Annotated in this window: 13 protein-coding genes; 6 read left to right on the plus strand and 7 right to left on the minus strand. The window is 65.9% G+C overall.

What is annotated here, in order from left to right; translation table 11 throughout:
• Window positions 1-29: 29 nt before the first annotated feature.
• Entirely contained in the window at window positions 30-2,183 is a 2,154-nt protein-coding gene (locus ACVISU_RS02805; protein WP_456705946.1) for a carbamoyltransferase C-terminal domain-containing protein, read from the plus strand.
• Here the strand turns inward: ACVISU_RS02805 and ACVISU_RS02810 are convergent.
• The 5 genes from ACVISU_RS02810 to ACVISU_RS02830 form a co-directional block, all read right to left on the minus strand.
• Window positions 2,143-3,078 carry a DMT family transporter gene (locus ACVISU_RS02810; RefSeq protein ID WP_456705947.1) on the minus strand — a complete coding sequence of 312 codons (936 nt, stop codon included), beginning with the start codon at window positions 3,076-3,078 and terminating at the stop codon, window positions 2,143-2,145. The two genes, ACVISU_RS02805 and ACVISU_RS02810, sit on opposite strands and share 41 nt — an antisense overlap.
• Before the next feature lie 84 nt (window positions 3,079-3,162).
• Window positions 3,163-4,032 (minus strand): NAD(P)-dependent oxidoreductase, encoded by an 870-nt coding sequence (locus ACVISU_RS02815; RefSeq protein ID WP_063695147.1) that lies wholly within the window; start codon window positions 4,030-4,032, stop codon window positions 3,163-3,165.
• 3 nt (window positions 4,033-4,035) lie between these two features.
• Window positions 4,036-5,167, minus strand: a protein-coding gene (gene prfB / locus ACVISU_RS02820; RefSeq protein ID WP_157113166.1) for a peptide chain release factor 2 whose coding sequence is annotated in 2 segments (ribosomal slippage) — window positions 4,036-5,097 and window positions 5,099-5,167 — 1,131 coding nt in all. Because the reading frame shifts where the segments join, the coding sequence is not laid out codon by codon here.
• Between the two features lie 105 nt (window positions 5,168-5,272).
• On the minus strand, window positions 5,273-7,774 hold the full coding sequence (locus ACVISU_RS02825; RefSeq protein WP_456705948.1) for a penicillin-binding protein 1A: 2,502 nt from the start codon (window positions 7,772-7,774) through the stop codon (window positions 5,273-5,275).
• A 267-nt stretch (window positions 7,775-8,041) separates the two neighbouring features.
• Window positions 8,042-9,367, minus strand: a complete 1,326-nt coding sequence (locus ACVISU_RS02830) for an N-acetylmuramoyl-L-alanine amidase (protein ID WP_456705949.1) — start codon at window positions 9,365-9,367, stop codon at window positions 8,042-8,044.
• A 717-nt stretch (window positions 9,368-10,084) separates the two neighbouring features.
• On the opposite strand from ACVISU_RS02830, the gene ACVISU_RS02835 reads away from it, so the two are divergent.
• Entirely contained in the window at window positions 10,085-13,282 is a 3,198-nt protein-coding gene (locus ACVISU_RS02835; RefSeq protein WP_456705950.1) for an Rne/Rng family ribonuclease, read from the plus strand.
• A gap of 106 nt (window positions 13,283-13,388) precedes the next feature.
• Window positions 13,389-14,621 carry an FAD-dependent oxidoreductase gene (locus ACVISU_RS02840; RefSeq protein ID WP_456705951.1) on the plus strand — a complete coding sequence of 411 codons (1,233 nt, stop codon included), beginning with the start codon at window positions 13,389-13,391 and terminating at the stop codon, window positions 14,619-14,621.
• A 7-nt stretch (window positions 14,622-14,628) separates the two neighbouring features.
• Here ACVISU_RS02840 and ACVISU_RS02845 read toward each other — a convergent pair whose 3' ends face one another.
• Complete coding sequence (locus ACVISU_RS02845) at window positions 14,629-15,963, minus strand: dicarboxylate/amino acid:cation symporter (protein WP_050404071.1); 1,335 nt, start codon at window positions 15,961-15,963, stop codon at window positions 14,629-14,631.
• Between the two features lie 184 nt (window positions 15,964-16,147).
• Window positions 16,148-17,335, minus strand: a complete 1,188-nt coding sequence (locus ACVISU_RS02850; protein ID WP_456705952.1) for a pyridoxal phosphate-dependent aminotransferase — start codon at window positions 17,333-17,335, stop codon at window positions 16,148-16,150.
• A gap of 227 nt (window positions 17,336-17,562) precedes the next feature.
• On the opposite strand from ACVISU_RS02850, the gene ACVISU_RS02855 reads away from it, so the two are divergent.
• From ACVISU_RS02855 to ACVISU_RS02865, 3 genes are all read left to right on the plus strand, one after another.
• Entirely contained in the window at window positions 17,563-18,969 is a 1,407-nt protein-coding gene (locus ACVISU_RS02855; protein WP_050404069.1) for a M48 family metalloprotease, read from the plus strand.
• A gap of 86 nt (window positions 18,970-19,055) precedes the next feature.
• Complete coding sequence (locus ACVISU_RS02860; protein WP_050404068.1) at window positions 19,056-19,823, plus strand: DsbA family protein; 768 nt, start codon at window positions 19,056-19,058, stop codon at window positions 19,821-19,823.
• A gap of 347 nt (window positions 19,824-20,170) precedes the next feature.
• Window positions 20,171-21,022 (plus strand): DUF1236 domain-containing protein, encoded by an 852-nt coding sequence (locus ACVISU_RS02865; protein WP_456705953.1) that lies wholly within the window; start codon window positions 20,171-20,173, stop codon window positions 21,020-21,022.
• The last annotated feature ends 177 nt before the right edge of the window (window positions 21,023-21,199 follow it).

A 21,199-nucleotide genomic window follows, 5' to 3' on the forward strand; every position in this document is an offset into this window, starting at 1 on the left:
GACTGGGGATCACGAGTCGAGGCGTCTGATTGCGTAAACCGGACATTCGTACCGGTCCACGGCATCCGCGTATTGCGGCCGCGGGCTATGAGATCACGCGCCGCCTCAGCGAGTCCGCGTTGGCGAAGCGTGGCCTGCACAAGGTCAATGGTGAGTTCGCACAACGCACGATCGCCTCGATCCGCGAAAAGCTGCAGCGCGGCGAGACCGTCTACATCGCCGGCCTCGCCTGCCCCGGCACCCACAACACCGGCGTTGCACTGGTCGAGGTCACCCAGAACGACGGACCGCGCCTGATCGTCAACAACGAGGAAGAGCGCTTTTCCGGCAAAAAGCACACCAACGAATTTCCGCAACACGCGCTCGACGACATGCGCAAGGTGCTGCAACGGATGGGCCGCGACATCGGCGACATCGCGGCCTTCGTCACCACGTGGGATTATCCAGCGCTGCTGCCGATGCTGATCCGTACTTCGCTCGAGGAAGCGCCGGCCAGCATCAAATTGCTGCGCGCGCCGATCGCGCCGGCGATCAACCTGCGACAGATGGACCAGGTGCGGCGCATCGCGCGCAGGCTCGGCAATATCTACGGGCTCGGCGAACAGCTGCCGCTGATCTGCATGCCGCATCACGACAATCACGCCTGGTACTCGTTCACCGCATCGCCGTTCGCGGACCTACGCGAGCGCGTCGCGATCGCGGTGCTCGACGGCACCGGCGACGTCGGCTCGATCTCGCTCTATGTCGCCGAGAACGGCGAGATGAAGCGGCTCTATTGCAATGAGAGCCTGTTCGATTCGCTCGGCGCCTTCTACACCGTGATCTCGTCGAGCCAGGGCGGCTGGACCTGGCTCTCCAGCGAGGGCCGCTACATGGGCGCCGCCGCCTGGGGCGACATGAACCGCGCCACCAATCCCTATTATCAGCGCCTGAAGGCGGTATTGCAGCTCGGGCCCAATGGCAGCGTGCAGCTCAATCGCGCGATGGCCAATTGGTACGCCGACCCCGCCGACGCCCCCTATCATCAGCCGCTGATCGACATTCTCGGCCCGCCGTTGCGGCCCGACCAGCTGTGGAATCCCGACGCCGTGCTGCGCGTCGAGGATATCAATCACCGCCCCGACACCAAGGACAGAGTCGACAAGGCCGCCGCCACGCAAATGGTGTTCGAGGATGCGATGATCCACGTCATCGATCACCTCTTGCGCATCACCGGTACTGACCGTTTGGTGCTGACCGGCGGCGTGGCGCTGAACGCGCTCGGCAACATGCGGCTACTCGAGCACTTTGACGAAGCGTGGTTCGAACGCGTGCAGCAGCGCAAGACGCGGCTGCATATGTGGGTGCCGCCGGTGCCCGGTGATCCCGGCGTGCCGATCGGCGCGGCTTGGTTGTTCGCGCATCTGGCGGGTGCGGCGCGTGGCGCGCCGCTGTCGCACGCCTTCTATTGCGGCCTGCCGCCCTCGAACGCCGACATCACCGCGGCGCTCGCCGCCGACGACATCGCCTCGACCGTGATCGGCAATGTCGCGACATCGGAGGGACGCGACGCGGTCGCCGACCTGATGGCCAGCATGGTGGCGCAAGGCGGCGTGATCGCGATCTATCAGGGCGCCGCCGAAACCGGTCCGCGTGCGCTCGGCCATCGCTCGATCCTCGCCAATCCCTGCGACCCCGAGGTCCGCGAGCGGCTCAACGAACGCGTCAAATATCGCGAGGCGATCCGGCCGCTGGCGCCGATGGCGACCTTGCGGGCCGCGCGCGACTATTTCGATCTTGAGGACGGCGCATCCGACGCCGACTACAACGCCTACAACTACATGGTGCTCACGGCGCATTCGAAGCCGGAGGCGCGGGCGAAGATTCCCGCCGTCGTCCACGCCGACGGCACCGGCCGCATCCAGATCGTGCGCGAGGCCGACGATCCCCTCACCTACGCCTATCTGAAGGCGCTAGGCCGCCATATCGGCGTCGAGATGTCGGTCAACACGTCGTTCAACGTCGCAGGGCCGATCGCGCAGACGCCGATGCAGGCGATGGACACGCTGCGGCGCTCCAGGGGGCTCGATGCCGTGGTGCTGGTCGCCGACGACGGCACCACGTATGCCGCCTGGCATGGCGGCGAGCGCGACAGCGGCCGCTTCAGCGGATGGTACGCGGCGTGGAAGCAGGCGCGCGGCTGAACCAGCTCAAGACACGGCCGTCGATCAGCAGCAGGGCGCTCGCGATCACGAGCGCGCCGATCACCTCGCGCGGCGCCACCGGCTCGCCAAGAATGAAGAAGCCGAGCAGCATCGCGGTGACCGGAAGCAGCAGCGTCACCAGCATCACATTGGTCGCGCCGGAGCGCTGCAGGATCTGAAAGAACACGATGTAGGCCAGCGCCGTCGACAGCGCCGCGAGCCCGAGCACGGCGAGCCACGTGGTCGGATGCGGCATCGCGAGCTGCCAGGGCCGTTCGGTGACACCGGCGACGACCGCCATCATCACACTGGAGGCCATCATCTGGAACGTCGCCGTTCCGAGCGGCGGTACGCGCTGTGGCAGTCGCCGCCCGACCAGCGCTGCGATGCCGTAGCTCAAGGCGCCGGCGAGGCAGAGCAGGATGCCGATGCCCTGCCGGCTCTCGAAGCCGAGCGCATCACCATGCAGGATCGCAACCCCGATCAGTCCGACCACCACGCCCGCCACGCGGCGCATTTGCAGCCGCTCCTCGCCAGCCACAGCCATCACGACCACTGCAAACAGCGGCGTCGTCGCATTCAGGATCGAGGCCAGCCCGCTCGGAATGTAAGTCTGGCCGAACACGATCAGCGAGAACGGCAGCGCGTTGTTGAACAGCCCCATCGCAGCGAACGGCGCCCAGCCGGACAGGCCGCGAGGGAATTCGATCTTCCGGGCCCGCAGCAGCGGCAGCAGGATGAGCGCGCCGAGCACGACCCGCAGCAGCACCAGGGTCAGCGGCGGCAATTCGCGCAGGATCACGCCGTTGAAGAAGAACGAGCCGCCCCACAGCACCGACAGAAAGAGAAGCAGCCCCCAGTCGCGGCGATCAATCCTGTTGTCGGCGGAAGGCATGGCGGGCGCTCATCTGCGATGGCGCAGATGCCTAACCGCGTGTGGTGGCGATGGCCACCCGATTTCCATGAATGGCAGCTCTGCCTATTTCGGCCGCGACACGATCTCGATCATCTGTCCCTCGTCGCCATCGGGCGCGTGGGCCTTGGCCTTGTCGTAGGCGGCGAGCGCAGCGCGGCTCACGGGCACACCGGGCAGCAGCGTCTCGGCGAGCCGCACCGCGTAGTCGGCATCCTTGTGGCGCAGCGCCGCCGTGAATGACGCGCCGGAGAAGTTTCGCTCGATCATCCGCTTGGAGTGGCGGATCACCTGCGGGCTTGCGATCGCGCCGGTCCCAAGCGCCTCGGCCACCAGTTTCATGTCGAGGCCGGCCTGCTCGGCGATCGCAACGCCCTCGGCGAGGCTTGCAATCTGCACCGCGCCGATCAGATTGTTGATCAGCTTGAACACTGTCCCGGCGCCGACCGCGCCGAAATGACGGATCGTGCTGCCTATCGGCGCGAGGAACGGCTGCGCCCGTTCGAGATCGGCCGGATCAGCGCCAACCAACAGCGTCAGCTTGCCGGCAGCCGCCGCCTCCGGCAGTCCGGTGACGGGGCAATCGATGTAGATCAGCCCACGGCTCTGCAGCTCGCGCGCCATGTCCAGCGTGTGCTGGTACGAGACCGTGGAGCACTCGATCGCGAGCGTCCCGGCCTTCATGGTGGCGGCGGCGCCGTCCCTGGTCAGCCAGACCGCGCGCGATGCCTCGTCGTCGGCAACCATGGTCACGACGGCATCGGCATCGATCGCGGCATCCTCCGGCGAGGTCGCCCACAGGGCGCCGCGCGCGATCAGATCGTCGGCCTTTGCCTTGCTCCGGTTCCACACTGCGACGGTGAAGCCGGCATCGAGATAACGGCCGGCCATGCCGTGGCCCATGCGTCCCAATCCGATGAAGGCGACGCGCGGCATGGCCTAATCCACATCCTCGACGGAGCCGGGCCCAGTGCCGAAAGCACGCTGCGCCAGCGTCGCCGCCATGAATTCATCGAGATCGCCATCGAGCACACCCGAGGTATCGGAGGTCTGCACGCCGGTGCGCAAATCCTTCACCATCTGGTAGGGCTGCAAGACGTAGGAGCGGATCTGGTGACCCCAGCCGATATCGGTCTTGGCAGCCTGATCGGCAGCGGCCTGCTCCTCGCGCTTTTTCAGCTCGATCTCGTAAAGCCGCGCGCGCAGCATGTCCCAGGCCTGCGCCCGGTTCTTGTGCTGGGAGCGGCCGGCTTGACAGACCACTGCGATGCCGGTCGGGATGTGCGTCAGGCGCACCGCCGACTCGGTCTTGTTGACGTGCTGACCGCCGGCGCCGCCCGACCGCATCGTGTCGGTGCGAACGTCCGACTCCTTGATCTCGATCTTGATCGAGTCGTCGATGACCGGGAAAATCTGCACCGACGAGAACGAGGTGTGCCGCCGCGCATTGGAATCAAACGGCGAGATGCGCACCAGGCGATGCACGCCGGCCTCGGTCTTCAGCCAGCCATAGGCGTTGTGGCCGGAGATCTGGATGGTCGCGGATTTGATGCCGGCCTCTTCACCCTGGGACTCCTCGAGGAACTCGATCTTGAAGCCGTGCTTCTCCGCCCAGCGCGTGTACATGCGCAGCAGCATCTGCGCCCAGTCCTGGCTTTCGGTGCCGCCGGCGCCGGCATGGACTTCAAGATAGGAATCGAACTTGTCGGCCTCGCCCGAAAGCAACGCTTCCAGCTCGCGCCGGGCGACCTCCTTCTTGAGGTCCTTCAGCGCCTTCTCGGCTTCGGCGACCACGGCCGCATCGTTCTCGGCCTCGCCGAGCTCGATCATGCCGATATTGTCCTCGAGCTCGCGCTCGACCTTGCCGATGCCCGACAGCGCGTCCTCCAGCGAGGTGCGCTCCTGCATCAGCCGCTGGGCCTTCTGGGGATCGTTCCAGAGATTGGGGTCTTCAGCGAGCTTGTTCAGCTCAGCGAGGCGTGCCGTCGATTGTTCGACGTCAAAGATGCCTCCTCAGCAGCCCGACTGACTGCTTGATCTCTTCAACAAGGCGTTCGATTTCCGCGCGCATGATCTTTCAGGTGTTGGCGAAACAGTTCCGGGGATGTAGCGACCGGCGGGGCAAAGCGCAATCGGCTTGGCTGGGGCTATACCGCCGATTCGGACATAGAGACGGCTAATACAGCCCCCCGGTTCCCGGCCGCATGAAGAAGCCGCCATCGGACTGGCCACCGCTCTGCGACGGCTGCGGGCCGGGCGCTGGGCCGCGGCCATCGGCATCGGCGACGCCGATCACCGAGTAGTTCTCCGGCGGCGCGGTGCCCGGCTTGAAGGCCTCGAGGATGGTGTTGCCGCCATCGCCCGGTCCGGCGCGCATGCCGGTCTTGGCGTCGACGCGGATCAGCTTGATGCCGGCCGGAACCTTGAATGGCGTCGGCGGCTTGTCGGCGAGTGCAAGCTTGAGGAAGTCGCGGGCGATTGGCGCCGCGACGTGTCCGCCGGTGGCCGTGCGGCCGAGATTGCGCGGCTTGTCGTAGCCCATATAGACGCCGACCGCGAGATCCGGCGAGAAGCCGACGAACCAGACGTCCTTCTCGTCATTGGTGGTGCCGGTCTTGCCGGCGATCGGCTTGCCGACCTCCTTCACGACGGTCGCAGTGCCGCGCTGGACCACGCCTTCCATCATCTCGGTGATCTGGTAGGCGGTCATCGGATCGAGCACCTGCTCGCGGCGGTCGACGAGTTGCGGCTCCGGCTGGTTCTTCCAGCCCCCCGGCGCATCGCAGCCGCGGCATTCGCGGGTATCGTGCTTGAAGATGGTGTGGCCGTAGCGGTCCTGGATGCGATCGATCAAGGTCGGCTTCACCCGGCGGCCGCCATTGGCGAACATCGAATACGCCGTGACCATGCGCATCACGGTGGTTTCACCGGCACCCAGCGCATAGGACAGATAGTTCGGTAATTCGTCATAGACGCCGAAGCGTTTTGCATACTCGCCGACCAAGGGCATGCCGATGTCCTGCGCGAGCCGCACCGTCACTGTGTTGAGCGAGCGCTGCAACGCGTTGCGCAGCGTGGTCGGGCCGTAATACTTGCCGGTCGAATAATTCTCGGGACGCCACACGCCGGCGCCCTGCCCCTGATCGATCTCGATCGGCGCGTCGATCACGGTGGTCGACGGCGTATAGCCATTGTCCAGCGCCGACGAGTACACGATCGGCTTGAACGACGAGCCGGGCTGCCGATAGGCCTGCGTCGCGCGGTTGAACTGGCTTTGGTCGAACGAGAAGCCCCCGACCATCGCAAGCACGCGGCCGGTCCACGGATCCATCGCCACCATCGCGCCGGAAACCTCAGGCAATTGCCGCAGCCGATATTGGCCCTCGACCGCAGCGCCTTCCTTGGTCACCAGCGGGTCGGCATAGATCACGTCGCCGGGCTGCAGCACCTGCGAGACCGCCGTCGGCGCCTTGCCCTTGGTCTTGGCCCAGCGCACGCCGTCCATCGTGATGATGCCGGTCTGCCGCTCCTTGCTGACCGCGCCGCCGAGCTCGCGGCCCGGCTGGAAGCCGATCCGCGCCGACTGATCGCTGGTCTCCAGCACCACCGCCATCCGCCACGGCGAGATGTCGGAGAGCGATTTGACGTCGGCAAGCTTGACGCCCCAATCGCCGGAAATGTCGAGCTTGTGGACAGGACCGCGCCAGCCCTGCGCTTCGTCGTAATTCACGAGACCCGCGACCATGGTCTTGCGCGCCATCACCTGGATCTTGGGATCCAGCGTGGTGCGGACCGACAGGCCGCCCTCGTACAGCTTCTTCTCGCCGTAGCGCTCGAAGATGTCGCGGCGGACTTCCTCGGCGAAATATTCGCCGGCGAAGATATGAGCGCCGTTGGAGCGGTTGGTGACGTTGAGCGGATCCTTGCGTGCCTTGTCGGCGTCGGCCTGCTTGATCCAGCCGTTCTCCAGCAGGCGGTCGATCACATAGTTGCGGCGCTCGATCGCGCGGTCACGGTTGCGGACCGGATGCAGCGCGGCCGGCGCCTTCGGCAGAGAAGCGAGATAGGACGCTTCCGCGATCGTCAGCTCGTTGACCGACTTGTCGAAGTAGACCAGCGACGCGGCCGCGATGCCGTAAGCACCGAGCCCGAGATAGATTTCGTTCAGATAGAGCTCGAGGATGCGGTCCTTGGAATAGGCGCGCTCGATGCGCATTGCCAGCAAGGCTTCCTTGATCTTGCGCGCGAACGAGACTTCGTTGGTCAGCAGGAAGTTCTTGGCGACCTGCTGGGTGATGGTCGAGGCACCCTGCGGGCGGCGGTTGGAGCCGTAGTTCTGGGCATAGAGGATCGCGGCGCGCGCCATGCCCTGATAGTCGATGCCGCCATGCTCGTAGAAATTCTTGTCTTCGGCGGCGAGGAACGCGTTGATCACGAGTTTCGGCACCGCCTGGATCGGCAGATAGAGCCGTCGCTCCTTGGAGTACTCGCCGAGCAGCGCGCCGTCGGCGGCGTGAACGCGGGTCATCACCGGCGGCTCATAATCCTGCAGCTGCGAGTAGTCGGGCAGATCCTTGGAGAAATGCCAGATGGCGCCGGCGACGGCGGCTACACCGACCAGGAACACCACGGTTCCGGCGGCGAACAAGAAACCCATGAACCGCACGAGCAGGCGCATTATCGACGTTCCGTTCCTACCCTCGGGCGCCTAATGGTTCGAAGCGCCTGTCCAAAAGTGCGAAAGCCTCACAGAGCACGCCTCTACAGCGAGGCTTCCAACAAACGAAGTTTTGACCCAGCGAGCCGCCTTGCGCAGGCGAACAAACAAAAGCCGCCGGACAATATGGTCGATTCTGCGGACCTGCGGTCCTTTAGTCTATAGCGTTGCCGCTGTGGCCAAACTAGGGCTTCCGGGCAACGGCCCCGGCTTTTCAGACGGCCAGTTTCACTTTGCCGGTCCAGCAGTTGCCAGCCGTTTGGCGAAGAACGTGTCGATCGCCTGGACCATCGATCCGACGGCCTTGTTCCGCCAGTTCTCGGAGACCAGATGCTCGAGGTCGCCCTTGTTGGAGACGTAGCCGATCTCGACCAGAACGGACGGCACGTCGGGCGCCTTCAGCACCCGGAAGCCGGCCGATTTCAGCGGATGCTTGTGCATCCGCACCGTGGTCTTCATCTCGTCCATCAAGAGACGGGCGAAGCGGTTGGAGAACGTCTTGGTTTCGCGCTGCGCGAGGTCGATCAGGATGTCGGCGACCTCGGTCGGCTCGTCGGTCAGGTTCACGCCGGCGATCGCGTCGGCCTTGTTTTCCGTTTCCGCCAGCCGCTCGGCTTCGGCGTCGGAAGCCTTGTCCGAGACGGTGTAGATCGTGGCGCCCTGGGCGTCGCCCTCGCGGCGCGGCAGGGCATCGGCGTGGATCGAGACGAACAGCGCCGCGGATTGCGAGCGGGCGATCTTCACCCGGTCGTTGAGCGGGATGAAGGTGTCGTCCGACCGGGTCATGACCACCCGATATTTGCCCGACTTCTCGATCCGGTCGCGCAAGGCAAGACCGAAGCCCAGCACCAGATTCTTCTCGGTCTGGTCGCCGGACTGGGTGCCGTTATCGATGCCGCCGTGACCGGGATCGATCACGATCAGCGGACGCGGGTCGGTGGTCGTAACCGGCGGCAATGCCGCCGTGGTGACGGCGGGGATGCTTGCCGTATTGCCTTCGGAGATCGCGGGCTTCAATTCGGGCCGGCTTTCCGGCGCCAGCGACTGCACGAAGATGGTGCGATCGACCTGCTCGAAATCCAGCACCAACCGGGGCGGCTGGCCGTTGGCGGCATCGAGCACATAGGAATTGGCGACCTTCACCGGACCGGTCATGTCGAACACGATCCGGGAGCCGCCGGGCATCACGAGGCCGTAGCGGAACGCCTTCACCAATCCCCGCGCCGCCGAGCCGGTGCCGGCGGCGAGTTGGAAATTGACCTGCGGGATATCGACCACGACACGGTAGGGGTCGGCCAGCGGGAAGGCGCGAAATTCGATCTTGCGGTCGAGATCGAGGATGAATCGGGTCTGCTTGTCGTCGCCGGCGAGCCTGGCGCCAGATGCGACCGGGAAATTCGGAGCACCGGCAGAAGAAGCAGCGGCGGCCGGCGCCGACTGGCCGTCCTGCGGTCCCTCGGCCGCGCTCGGGGGGCTGGCCACGGCAATCGCCAATGCTGCAGCGCACAACAGCCCGCACCCCAGGAAAACAAGATGTTTTGCGCGGTTCTCCACTCGATTCGGAGCCTCCCAGCTGCTTCTTACCGCATTAGAACCGCACGGTTAATCGCACCCTAATGACGCGACAGTGAAAAGAACCGAGTGTTGCGGCGGCGTGACGCTTCCCTTGCACGCGGCGGGCAATCCACGTATGTACGGGGTGCTGACGGCTAGTACTCCCGGTTGTGTCGCGTTCAGCCTCCCGGTGCAGCGGTGGAACCTTCCAAGTCGAAGATCCCGCCGTGTTTTTCCGGTCCCTCCCCAGCCAGCGCCGCGCGCGGCTGACACGGAGAGGCGGATTCAAGCCCGAGCGGCGTCCGGTCCCAGACACACTCCCTCGCCAGAGGGGCGGTTTGAGACACGGCGTAACCGATTATCCGGCCCCCTGGTGGATTCCTTGGGGCCTCGATATGCGATGGCCGGCAGGCGCTTCGGCGCCAGGCGGGGCCTTCAGCAAAAGATACGGCGGTCAATTTCGCCGCCAACATGTTTAGACGGGCCGACGCTTAATGCGCCAGACTGCATTGCCGACCAGGATCCCCCGAATGATCGCGCTGACGCGAGGTGAAAACCTCGCCCGTCGCATCATCCCGGTGGGTTCCCGTCCGGCGCTGCGCCGCGAGACGCGTTTTGGCCTTCCCCTCACCCCCGAATCAGGTGGACCGTCGCGTCACCGGGCGGCGCAGTTTGCGCGCGCCATGATCCGCGCCCGCCGCCGTCAAGAGTTCCAAAATGCCCAACAAGATGTTGATCGATGCCACCCACCCGGAAGAGACCCGGGTCGTCGTGGTCCGTGGCAATCGCGTCGAAGAGTTTGATTTCGAGACCGCCCAGCGCAAACAACTGCGCGGCAACATTTACCTCGCCAAGGTTACGCGCGTAGAGCCGTCGCTGCAGGCTGCCTTCATCGAGTATGGCGGCAACCGGCACGGCTTCCTGGCCTTCAGCGAAATCCATCCCGACTATTACCAGATCCCGGTCGCCGACCGTCAGGCGCTGATCGAGGCCGACGAGCGCGCCCATCGCGAGGCCGAGGAAGAGCACGAGAACCGCGGCCATCGCCGCCGGTCGCGCCATCGCAATGCCCGCCGCCGCGGCCATGGCGAGCGGGTCCAGAGCGAGGTGATCGAGGGTGCCGTCGACGCGCAGGCGCAGGCCGTTGCCGAGGCTCACGAGCATCCCGTCGATGCCGAGCATCACGAACATGATGCCGGGCATCACGAGCATGGCGTCGCCGCCTACGAGGGTCACGAGCATGAGGCGCATGATCATGCGCATCACGACGACCATGAGCATCACCACGATCACGAGCACCATGACCATGGTCACGGCGATCATGGCCACGATGATCACGATCATGATCGTCACGACCATGATCATGCGCACGATCACGACCACGCCCCGGTCACGAGCGAGGCGCCGGCAGCCGACGCGCCGTCCGATCCCGTCGTCGCGGTGGTCGAAGCCTCCGTTGCGTCGGCCGCGCCGGAGACCGTTGAGGCCTCCGAGGTCAATCGTGAGCCCGAGCGGGCGCATGAAGAACAAGTCGAGGAAAACGCCGCCCATGCCGACGACGCGCCGTATGTGGCCGCCGACGACGTTCTCGCCGCGGCCGATGAGCATGGCGTCGCAGAATACGCGGCGCTCGCGGACGTCTCCGCACCCGAGGCCGTGCATGGCGACGAGGCCGGCGAAGACGACGACGAGGATGACGGCGAGGAAGAGGATGTCGTCGAGTCCGTCGGCGGCGACGACGTGCTCGAGGAGGTTCCGGAGCGCGCGTTCCGCCCCCGTCGCCAGTACAAGATCCAGGAAGTGATCAAGCGCCGGCAGGTCATGCTGGTGCAGGTCGTCAAGGAAGAGCGCGGCAACAAGGGCGCCGCGCTGACCACCTATCTCTCGCTCGCCGGCCGCTATGCCGTGCTGATGCCCAACACCGCGCGCGGCGGCGGCATCAGCCGCAAGATCACCTCCGCCCAGGACCGCTCGCGGCTGAAGGAAGTGGTGCAGGACCTCGACGTGCCCGAGGGCATGGGGATCATCCTGCGCACCGCCGGCGCCTCCCGCAGCAAGCCGGAGATCAAGCGCGACTTCGAATACCTGATCCGGATGTGGGAAACGGTGCGCGACCTGACGCTGAAGTCACAGGCGCCGACCCTGGTCTACGAGGAAGGCTCGCTGATCAAGCGCTCGCTGCGCGACCTCTACAACAAGGAGATCGACGAGATTCAGGTGGCGGGCGAAGCCGGCTACCGCGAAGCGCGCGACTTCATGAAGATGCTGATGCCGGCCAATGTGCGCGCGGTGAAGCAATATCGCGACGGCCAGCCGCTGTTCTCGCGCATGGGCGTCGAAAGCCAGCTCGACGCGATGTTCTCGCCGACAGTGCAACTCCGCTCCGGCGGCTACATCGTGATCAACCAGACCGAGGCGCTGGTCTCGATCGACGTCAACTCCGGTCGCGCGACGCGCGAGCACCATATCGAGGACACCGCGCTCAAGACCAATCTGGAAGCCGCGGAAGAAGTCGCGCGTCAATTGCGTCTGCGTGACCTCGCGGGCCTGATCGTCATCGACTTCATCGACATGGACGAGAAGCGCAACAACCGCGCGGTCGAGCGCAAGCTGTCCGACTGCCTGCGCCAGGACCGTGCCCGGATCCAGGTCGGCCGCATCTCGCATTTCGGCCTGCTGGAAATGTCGCGCCAGCGCATCCGCGCCAGCGTGCTGGAGAGCTCGACGGAGCCCTGCCCGCAATGCGGCGGCAGCGGCCACGTCCGCTCGGTCTCGTCGGTGGCGCTGCAGCTGCTGCGCGGCATCGAGGAGATCCTGATGAAGGGCGCGACTCACAATCTGGTGGTCCGCACCCGCACCGACGTCGCGCTCTACGTGCTCAACCACAAGCGCGGCCATCTGCGCGACCTCGAGGACTCCTTCCGCGTCTCGCTGTCGATCGTGGCCGACGCCACGGTGCACGGCCAGCAATCCTACGTCATCGATCGCGGCGAGCAGGTGCATACGCTCGAAGCCGCCAAGGCGCTGCTGGCCGCGCAGGCCGCCGCTGCGCCGGCCCAGGTCGAAGAGGCCGATGACGAGGAAGAGCTGTTCGAATACGAGGCCGAGATCGAGACCGACGAGACCGAAGGCCTCGCCGATGATCGGGCGGCCGGCGAGGAATCAGGTGCCGCCGAGAGCGAAGGCGACGGCCAGCGCCGCAAGCGCCGCCGCCGGCGTCGCGGCCGTGGTGGCGCCAATGAGCCGCGTGACGGCGCCCAGCAGCCGCGCGAGGACGGCGATCTGATGCATGTCCTGCCCGAGGGCACCGAGGCGGTTGCCGTGGGCGAAGCGGAAGGCGATGAGGACGAAGGCGACGAAGCGCAGGGCGCAGGGCGTGACGATCAGGCCGCCAACGGCGATCGCCGCCCGCGGCGCCGCGGACGTCGTGGCGGCCGCCGCCGTCGCGGCAGTGGCGGACCGGATGACGGTCTCGCCGGATCGATCTCCGACGAATTGAGCCCGGCGGCAGCGCCCGAGGCGGCCGATGCGGTCGCCGATTTCGACAGCCATGACACCGAGCCGGCTCCCTCGCTCGCGCAGCCGGAATTGGTCTCGCCGCCGGACTGGCAGCCGGTCGAGACCGCGCCTGTCGCATCCGTTGCAGCACCTGCGCCGGAGGCACCGCGCGCAGCCGCCGACGACACGGCCGCCGAAAGCGACCGCGCGCAGCGGCGCCGCTCGACGGTGCGTGAAAAGGTCAGCTTCGGATCGAGCCCGCAGCCCGAGGCAGCGGCACCCGCTCTGGTCCAGAGCCCCGCAGAAGAAGCAACTCCTGCGCCCGAGCCCGCCGCAGCGGAGCCGGCGCCAGCCGCCGCGGCCGAGGCTCCGGCCCGCAAGGGCTGGTGGTCGCGCCGGTTCGGCGGCGGCAACTAGCACCACCCGCAAGTCAAAACGCCCGGTTCACGCCGGGCGTTTTTATTGGACAGGCCATCCGTTCGTCAGACACCGGCGTGGCGGAGCCTGACGGAGACGGATCCCGATGCAAAGCGCGATCGTTCTTGGCGGCGGCATGGTTGGCGTCAGCACGGCGCTGCACCTGCAACGCCGCGGCTGGTCGGTGACGCTCGTCGACCGCAAGGAGCCTGGCCGCGAGACCAGCTACGGCAATGCCGGCATCATTCAGAGCGAGGCGGTGCGCCCCTATCCGATGCCCCGCGATCCGGCTGTCCTCGCCAGGATCGCGATGGGGCGCACCAACGACGTGCGCTATCGCCTGGCCTCGCTGCCGCAGCACGCCGGTCCACTGCTGCGCTACTGGTGGAACTCGACGCCCGAACGGCATCGCGAAGCCACCATCGCCTGGGCGCGCCTGATCGCCTATGCCACCGCGGAGCACGACACGCTGATCCGCGATGCCCATGCCGACAATCTGATCCGCCGCGCCGGCTATCGCCTCCTGCATCGCGACGCGGCGGCGCTGGCGCAGGCGATCGCGGTCGCCGAAGAGAACCAGCGCGACTTCGGCGTGACGTTTCGCGTGCTCGATGGCCGCGAACTCGCCAAGGCGGAGCCGTTGCTGCGCGACGACCTGCCCGGCGCCATTCACTGGCTCGGGCCCTGGACCGTGTCGGACCCCGGCGGTCTCGTCTCGGCCTATGCCGGACTGTTCGAGCGTCTGGGCGGGACGCTGCTACGCGGCGACGCGCAGACATTGGCGGAGACCGCCACCGGCTGGTCGGTCGAGACGACCGGCGGCCGGATCGATGCCGCCCATGTCGTCGTCACGCTCGGGCCGTGGTCACCACAATTGTTGCGCAAGTTCGGCTACCGGATCCCGCTGGTACGCAAGCGCGGCTACCATATGCACTACCAGGGCGGCCGCTCGCTCGACCTGCCGCTGGTCGACACCGCCAATGGCTATGCGATGGCGCCGATGGCCAAGGGGATCCGCATCACGACCGGCGCGGAGCTGACCAGCCCCGATGCTCCGGCGACGCCGATCCAGCTTGGCTATGCCGAGACGGCGGCGCGCGAACTGATCGAGATCGGCAGCCGGGTCGAGCCCGAGCCGTGGTTCGGCACCCGCCCCTGCACCACCGACATGCTGCCGGTGCTCGGGCCCGCGCCGCGACATCGCGGGCTATGGGTGAATTTCGGTCACGGCCATCAGGGCTTCACGCTCGGCCCCGCGACGGCGCGGGTGCTGGCCGAAACGATGAACGGCGAGGCATCCTCCGTGGACACCTCGCCGTATCGGTTGGACCGGTTCTGACGTCGAGCTAGTCCGTCGTCAGCGCGGTCTCCATGTCGGTCGGGTCGATCTGCCGGGAAAGATTGGCATTGAGCTTGTCGCGATCGAGCTCGCCCTCCCACCAGGCGACGATCACGCAGGCGACGCCATTGCCGCACAGATTGGTCAGCGCGCGGCACTCGCTCATGAACTTGTCGATGCCGAGCACGATCGCCATGCCCGGCACCAGCCGCGGATCGACCACGGCAAGCGTTGCCGCCAGCGTGATGAAGCCCGCGCCGGTGATGCCGGAGGCGCCCTTCGAGGTCAGCATCGCCACCACCAGGATCGTGAGCTGCTGGCTGAACGAAAGGTCGTAGCCCAGTGCCTGCGCGATGAACAATGTCGCCAGCGTCATGTAGATGTTGGTGCCGTCGAGGTTGAACGAATAGCCCGTGGGCACCACGAGGCCGACTACGGATTTGGAGCAGCCGAGACGTTCGAGCTTTTCCATCAATGACGGCAGCGCGCTCTCGGAGGACGAGGTGCCGAGCACGATCAGCAGCTCGTCCTTGATGTAGGCCAGGAACCTGAAGATCGAGAACCCGGCGATCCGCGCGATGATGCCGAGCACGACGAGCACGAACAGCGCGGCGGTCAGATAGAACGTCGCAATCAGTCCCATCAGGTTGAGGATCGCGCCGGTGCCGAACTTGCCGATGGTGAAGGCCATCGCGCCGAACGCACCGATCGGCGCCGCCCGCATCACGATCGAGATGACGCCAAACACCGCGTGCGCGGCATCGTCGATGAACGAGCGAATGGTGTGGCCGCGCTCGCCGAGGCCCATGATCGCAAAGCCGAACAGCACCGAGAACAGCAGCACCTGCAGGATCTCGCCCTGCGCGAACGCGCCGACCACGGTGTCCGGGATGATGTGCAGCACGAAGTCGACGCTCTTCTGCGCCTCCGCCTGCTTGGCATAGCCGGCAACCGCCTGGGCGTTCGCCGCCGCGCCGCCGAAGCCCGCGCCCGGCTTCACGATGTTGCCGACCAGCAAGCCGATCACCAGCGCGAAGGTCGAGACGATCTCGAAATAGACCAGCGCCTTGACGCCGATCCTGCCGACCTTCTTGGCATCTTGTATATGCGCGATGCCGGAGACCACGGTGCAGAAGATGATCGGCGCGATCACCATCTTGATCAGCTTGATGAAGCCGTCGCCGAGCGCCTTGATCCACTCGTTGGTGGCAAGCGACGGCCAGAACGCGCCAACCAGCGCGCCGAGCACGATCGCGATCAGAACCTGCACATAGAGAATCTTGTACCACGGCTTGCTGCCGGCAGGCGCCGGTGAAGCCGTGGCAACGGTTGCCGTTGCCATGTGTCACTCCCCCTCAGAAATGGCGGAAATAGCCAAGATCAACTTGGCCGTTCGAGTCAAACCGGAACTGTTGGCGCCTGCCGCTTATCCGCGACGATCTGCCGCGCACCGCGCAGCCGAAATCACGGCGCCGGATGCGAAATCGATCAGTCTGACAAGACGGAAGGCTGTCGAACTTCGCGGGCTATTTAAGCCAATGCGCGATCCGCGCAACCGCTTCCTGCATCTCCGCCGCCGAACGCGCATAGGAAAATCGGATGAAGGCGCGGCCGTGGATCGGATCGAAATCGACGCCGGGGGTCGCCGCCACATGCGCCTTCTCGAGCATCTCACTGGCGAAGGCGAAGCTGTCCGAGGTGAAGTCGGAAACGTCGGTATAGAGATAGAACGCGCCGTCGGCCGGCAGGAACTTGGTCAACCCGGCCTTGGGAAGGCCTTCGATCAGAATGCGGCGGTTCTCCTGATAGCCGCGCTTGATCGCTTCCATCTCCTCGCGGCCCTCGAAGGCCGCTTCGGCGGCGATCTGCGACAGGGTCGGCACCGAGATCGACAGGTTCTGCTGCAGCCGCTCGATCGGCCGCGCCAGCACCTCGGGCACCACCATCCAGCCGACGCGCCAGCCGGTCATGCAGAAGTACTTCGAGAACGAGTTGATCACGAGCGCGTTCGGCGACAGCTCTGCCGCCGTCACCGCAGGAAACGCGTAGTCGAGGCCGTGATAGATCTCGTCGGAGATGAAGCGGATGCCCGCGCTGTCGGCGGTCGCCATCAGGCTCGACAGCGCCTCGCGCGACATCATCGTGCCGGTCGGATTCGCGGGGCTACCGACCAAAACGCCCTTCAGCGGCGCCTTGCGATGGGCGGCCAGCAGAGCCTCCCCGGTCAGCGCGTGACGGGTGTCGCCGGAGGTCTCGATCAGCACGGGCTCGCAGCCGAGCGCGGTCAGGATATGCCGATACGGCGGGTAGCCGGGCACGGTGACGGCGACCCGGTCGCCCGGCTCGAACATCGCAAGAAACGCCAGGATGAAGCCACCCGACGAGCCGGTGGTGACGATGATGCGCTCCGGATCGATCGCGCAGCGATACGTGTCGCTGTAATGCCGGGCGATGCGCGCGCGCAGCGAGGGAATGCCGAGCGCCGAGGTGTAGTCGATCCGCCCGCCGGCCAGCGCGGCCTGCGCGGCCGCGATCGCCGGCTTCGGCGCACCCTCGGCGGGCTGCCCCACCTCCATGTGGATGACGTGGCCGCCCGCGGCCTCGATTCGCGCCGCGGCGGCCATCACGTCCATCACCATGAACGGTGGAACGTCGCTCCGGCCGGACGCTGTCAACAGGCTGTTCAGGCGGTCTCTCGGTGTCGATTCACGCATGGATTTCTGCTATTGCACGGCCGCTGCCGAATTCGGGTTCCCGTTACCGGCTACCGCCCCAGACTGGCCGCATTCGGTGGCTCCTTATAACGCTTTCAGGCCAAGTGCATACCCGGTTCGCGTGAAGAAGAACTGCAAAAACAACAGACTGTGCCACGCGCCTGATCCGGTCGGGTCGGGAACCGGACCTTGCCGCGGCGCGGCCAGCCATCGCCGATAGATCGCCCATGCTGCTCCGCCTCACGCTGCGCACCAAGACCTCCAAGCTGACCGCATTATTGACTGCGGCTGCGCTCGCCGTCGGTCCCATCGTCCCTGCGCGGGCCCAGCAGAAGGGTCCGCCGGTGCTGCGCGACACCGAGTCCGAGCAGCTGCTGCGCGAATACACGCGGCCGATCCTGCGCGCCGCGGGTCTCGAGAAGCAGAACATCCAGATCGTGATCATCAACGACGGCTCGTTCAACGCCTTCGTCGCCGACGGCCGCCGCATCTTCGTCAATTACGGCGCGCTGCTGCAATCGGAGACGCCGAACCAGATCATCGGCGTGCTGGCGCATGAGACCGGCCATCTGGCCGGCGGCCATCTCGCCAAGATGCGCGAGCAACTGGCACAGGCGCAGACCCAGATGATCATTGCGATGCTGCTCGGCGTCGGTGCGCTGGCCGCAGGCGCTGCGGGCGGCGGCGTTGGCAACGGCCTCTCCAGCGCAGGAGCCGCCGCGATCTCGGCACCGCAGTCGGTCATTCAGCGCACGCTGCTGTCCTACCAGCGCCAGCAGGAGGAGAACGCCGACCGCGCCGGCGTCAAGTTCCTGAACGCGACCGGGCAGTCCGCCAAGGGCATGTACGAGACGTTCAAGCGCTTTACCGACGAGAGCCTGTTCGCCGCGCGCGGTGCCGACCCCTACCTGCAATCGCACCCGATGCCGGTCGATCGTGTCTCGGCGCTGGCGGAGATGGCGCGGTCGAGCCCCTATTGGGACAAGAAGGACGATCCGGCGCTGCAGCTGCGTCACGACATGATGCGCGCCAAGATCTCGGGCTTCATGGAGCGGCAGGACACGGTCTACCGCCGCTATCCCCTGTCCAACACCAGCCTGCCGGCGCGCTACGCGCGCGCGATCACCACCTATCTGCACGGCGACCTGCGTTCGGCGATCGCGCAGATCGACGGCCTGATCCAGGTCCAGCCCAACAATCCCTATTTCTATGAATTGCGCGGCCAGGCGCTGCTCGAAGGCGGCCGGCCCGCCGAGGCCATCGCGCCGCTGCGCCGCGCGGTGCAGCTCTCAAACAGCTCCCCGCTGATCGAGATGCTGCTGGGTCAAGCCCTGGTCGCCTCCGACAACAAGGCCTACACCGACGATGCGATCAGCATGCTGCGCGCCGCCGTGGCGCGCGAGCCGGAGGCGCCGCTCGGCTATACCCAGCTCGCGATGGCCTACGGCCGCAAGGGCGACTATGCCCAGGCCGACCTTGCTTCGGCCCAGGCCGCCTATCTGCGGGGCGACAACAAGACCGCCCGCGAACTTGCCTCGCGCGCCAAGACGCGGTTCGCGATCGGTACGCCCGGCTGGGTCAAAGCTGACGACATTGTGAGCGCCAAGCCGATGCCGGGTCAGAAAAACAACTAGAAATAAACCGTAGTTCCATACAACGATCACCGAAACCGGCCCGCGGCCCTGCCGTATTTCGGGCCACCTCGAACAAGGATTTTGTCATGCCAGCGCTTCGTTTTCTCGCCCCTGCCTTGCTCGCGCTCGGCATTTGCGCCACGCCGTTGACTGCGTCCGCGCAGAGCTTCAACGACACCCAGCGCGGCGACATCGAGACCATCGTGCGCAACTACCTGATCGCGCATCCCGAGGTGCTCGAAGAGGCCATGAACGAGCTCAGCAAGCGGCAGGCCGCCGCCGAAGCCGAGAAGCATGAGCAGAGCGTCGCAAAGAACGCCGACACGATCTTCAACTCGCCGCGTGGCGTCATGATCGGCAACAAGGACGGCGACGTCACCTTCGTCGAGTTCTTCGATTACAATTGCGGCTACTGCAAGCGCGCGATGTCCGACATGCTCGACCTGATGAAGTCGGATCCGAAGCTCAAGGTCGTGCTGAAGGAATTCCCGGTGCTGAGCCAGGGCTCGGTCGAGGCGGCGCAAGTCGCGGTCGCCGTGCGCATGCAGGATCCGACCGGCAAGAAGTATCTCGAGTTTCACCAGAAACTGCTGGGCGGCCGCGGCGCCGCCGACAAGGCGCGCGCGCTGGCGGTCGCCAAGGACGTCGGTCTCGACATGACCAAGCTCGAGAAGGACATGGCAAGCCCCGAGGTCAAGGCGACCATCGAGGAGAACTTCCGCCTCGCAGAATCCATGGGCATGAACGGCACGCCGAGCTACGTGATCGGCAAGCAGGTCGTGATCGGAGCGGTCGGCGTCGACGGCCTCAAGGAGAAGATCGGGATTGCCCGCTGCGGCAAGGCGACCTGCTGATCGTTGCTTCGACACAGCTCGTTCACCCGACAAGATCCGGCTGCCTCTGGCAGCCGGATTTTTTATTGGCGGCATCGAACCTGCTCCATGCCGGCCGCAAGAGGCCTCACCAACAGTGAAGGCCGCGCGCATGCCTTGGCCTCGCAACGCGCGACGACGGTCCCAATGCAACGGCCAGCTCGATCTTGCGAGCATGGAGTTCGACTGGGCCCGCGGCTGAAGCGCAGATTGTTCATCGCGCATTCACACAAGAAACAAACCGCGGGGAACCGCAATTCAACAGGAACATCGCACATCCTCTCCCGTTGTCGGCGCGGGCAATGCTGAACTACGAGGAGGAATTTACGATGTCTAAACGCTTTCTGATTTCGGTCGCTGCGGCGGCCCTGATCGCCGGCACCGGCTTCGCGAATGCACAGGGCGCCGGCGGCGCCAACAGGGAATCCGGGGCCGGCGGCGGTGCGACCATGCAGCACTCTGCACCGTCCGGTGGTGCATCGTCCGGCACGATGCAGCACGAATCGGGCGGCATGAAGGGTTCCGAGCATTCCACGACGGGTCAGTCCCCGAGCGCGAAGGGCGCCGAGTCCGAGAAGTCGGGAACGGCCACCAAGGGCGCGGAGGACAGCACCCAGAAGTCGAAGGGCATGAGCTCGGAGAACGAGGCCACCAAGGGCTCACGCGAGAGCTCGAAGGAGATGAAGGCGGAGGGCCGCGACAAGAACGGTAACATGAAGGCCGAGGAGCGCGACAAGAGCGGCAAGATGAACGCGGAGAGCCGTGAGGGCCGCGAGCGCAACAACGCCGCGGAAAATCGCGACAAGAGCGGCGCCACCACCAACCAGAACGCTCAGACCAAGAGCCCGACCGACACCAATCGCGCGCAGACCAACGACACAAGCCGCACGCAGACCACGACCGGCAACGCTGCGACGTCGGCTACCGCGGCTCCGCCGGCCGAGAAGCGCACCCAGATCTCGACCGCAATTAAGTCGGAGCACGTCACCGAAGCCACCAACGTGAACTTCAACGTGGCGGTCGGCACCCGAGTCCCGGCTGACGTTCACTTCTATCCGCTGCCGGAGCGGGTGGTGTCGATCTATCCGCAGTGGCGCGGCTACGAGTTCATCCTGGTCCATGGCCGCTACGTGATCGTGCAGCCGGAGACCCATGAGATCGTCTACATCATCGAGGGCTAACCCGGCCTCAGGCGCGAGGGTGCCGCCACGGGTCCTCGCCCATTCGCAACCCCGCCCCATTGGGGCGGGGTTTTGCGTTCGGCCACAGCCCCAGACGGCAGTGGATGGCTGCGCAGCGCGCTCCATGAGGCTACATTCCGCAGGATTTGGTTAATCAGCAATTTCCGCAGGTTACGG

Source organism: Bradyrhizobium sp. USDA 4452 (assembly GCF_054063575.1).

Coding starts and splice junctions, on each gene's coding strand:
- ACVISU_RS02810 (WP_456705947.1), bottom strand. CDS start 3,078: ATGCCTTCCGCCGACAACAGGATTGATCGCCGCGACTGGGGGCTGCTT.
- ACVISU_RS02845 (WP_050404071.1), bottom strand. CDS start 15,963: ATGGCAACGGCAACCGTTGCCACGGCTTCACCGGCGCCTGCCGGCAGC.
- ACVISU_RS02835 (WP_456705950.1), top strand. CDS start 10,085: ATGCCCAACAAGATGTTGATCGATGCCACCCACCCGGAAGAGACCCGG.
- ACVISU_RS02825 (WP_456705948.1), bottom strand. CDS start 7,774: ATGCGCCTGCTCGTGCGGTTCATGGGTTTCTTGTTCGCCGCCGGAACC.
- ACVISU_RS02860 (WP_050404068.1), top strand. CDS start 19,056: ATGCCAGCGCTTCGTTTTCTCGCCCCTGCCTTGCTCGCGCTCGGCATT.
- ACVISU_RS02815 (WP_063695147.1), bottom strand. CDS start 4,032: ATGCCGCGCGTCGCCTTCATCGGATTGGGACGCATGGGCCACGGCATG.
- ACVISU_RS02855 (WP_050404069.1), top strand. CDS start 17,563: ATGCTGCTCCGCCTCACGCTGCGCACCAAGACCTCCAAGCTGACCGCA.
- ACVISU_RS02840 (WP_456705951.1), top strand. CDS start 13,389: ATGCAAAGCGCGATCGTTCTTGGCGGCGGCATGGTTGGCGTCAGCACG.
- ACVISU_RS02865 (WP_456705953.1), top strand. CDS start 20,171: ATGTCTAAACGCTTTCTGATTTCGGTCGCTGCGGCGGCCCTGATCGCC.
- ACVISU_RS02850 (WP_456705952.1), bottom strand. CDS start 17,335: ATGCGTGAATCGACACCGAGAGACCGCCTGAACAGCCTGTTGACAGCG.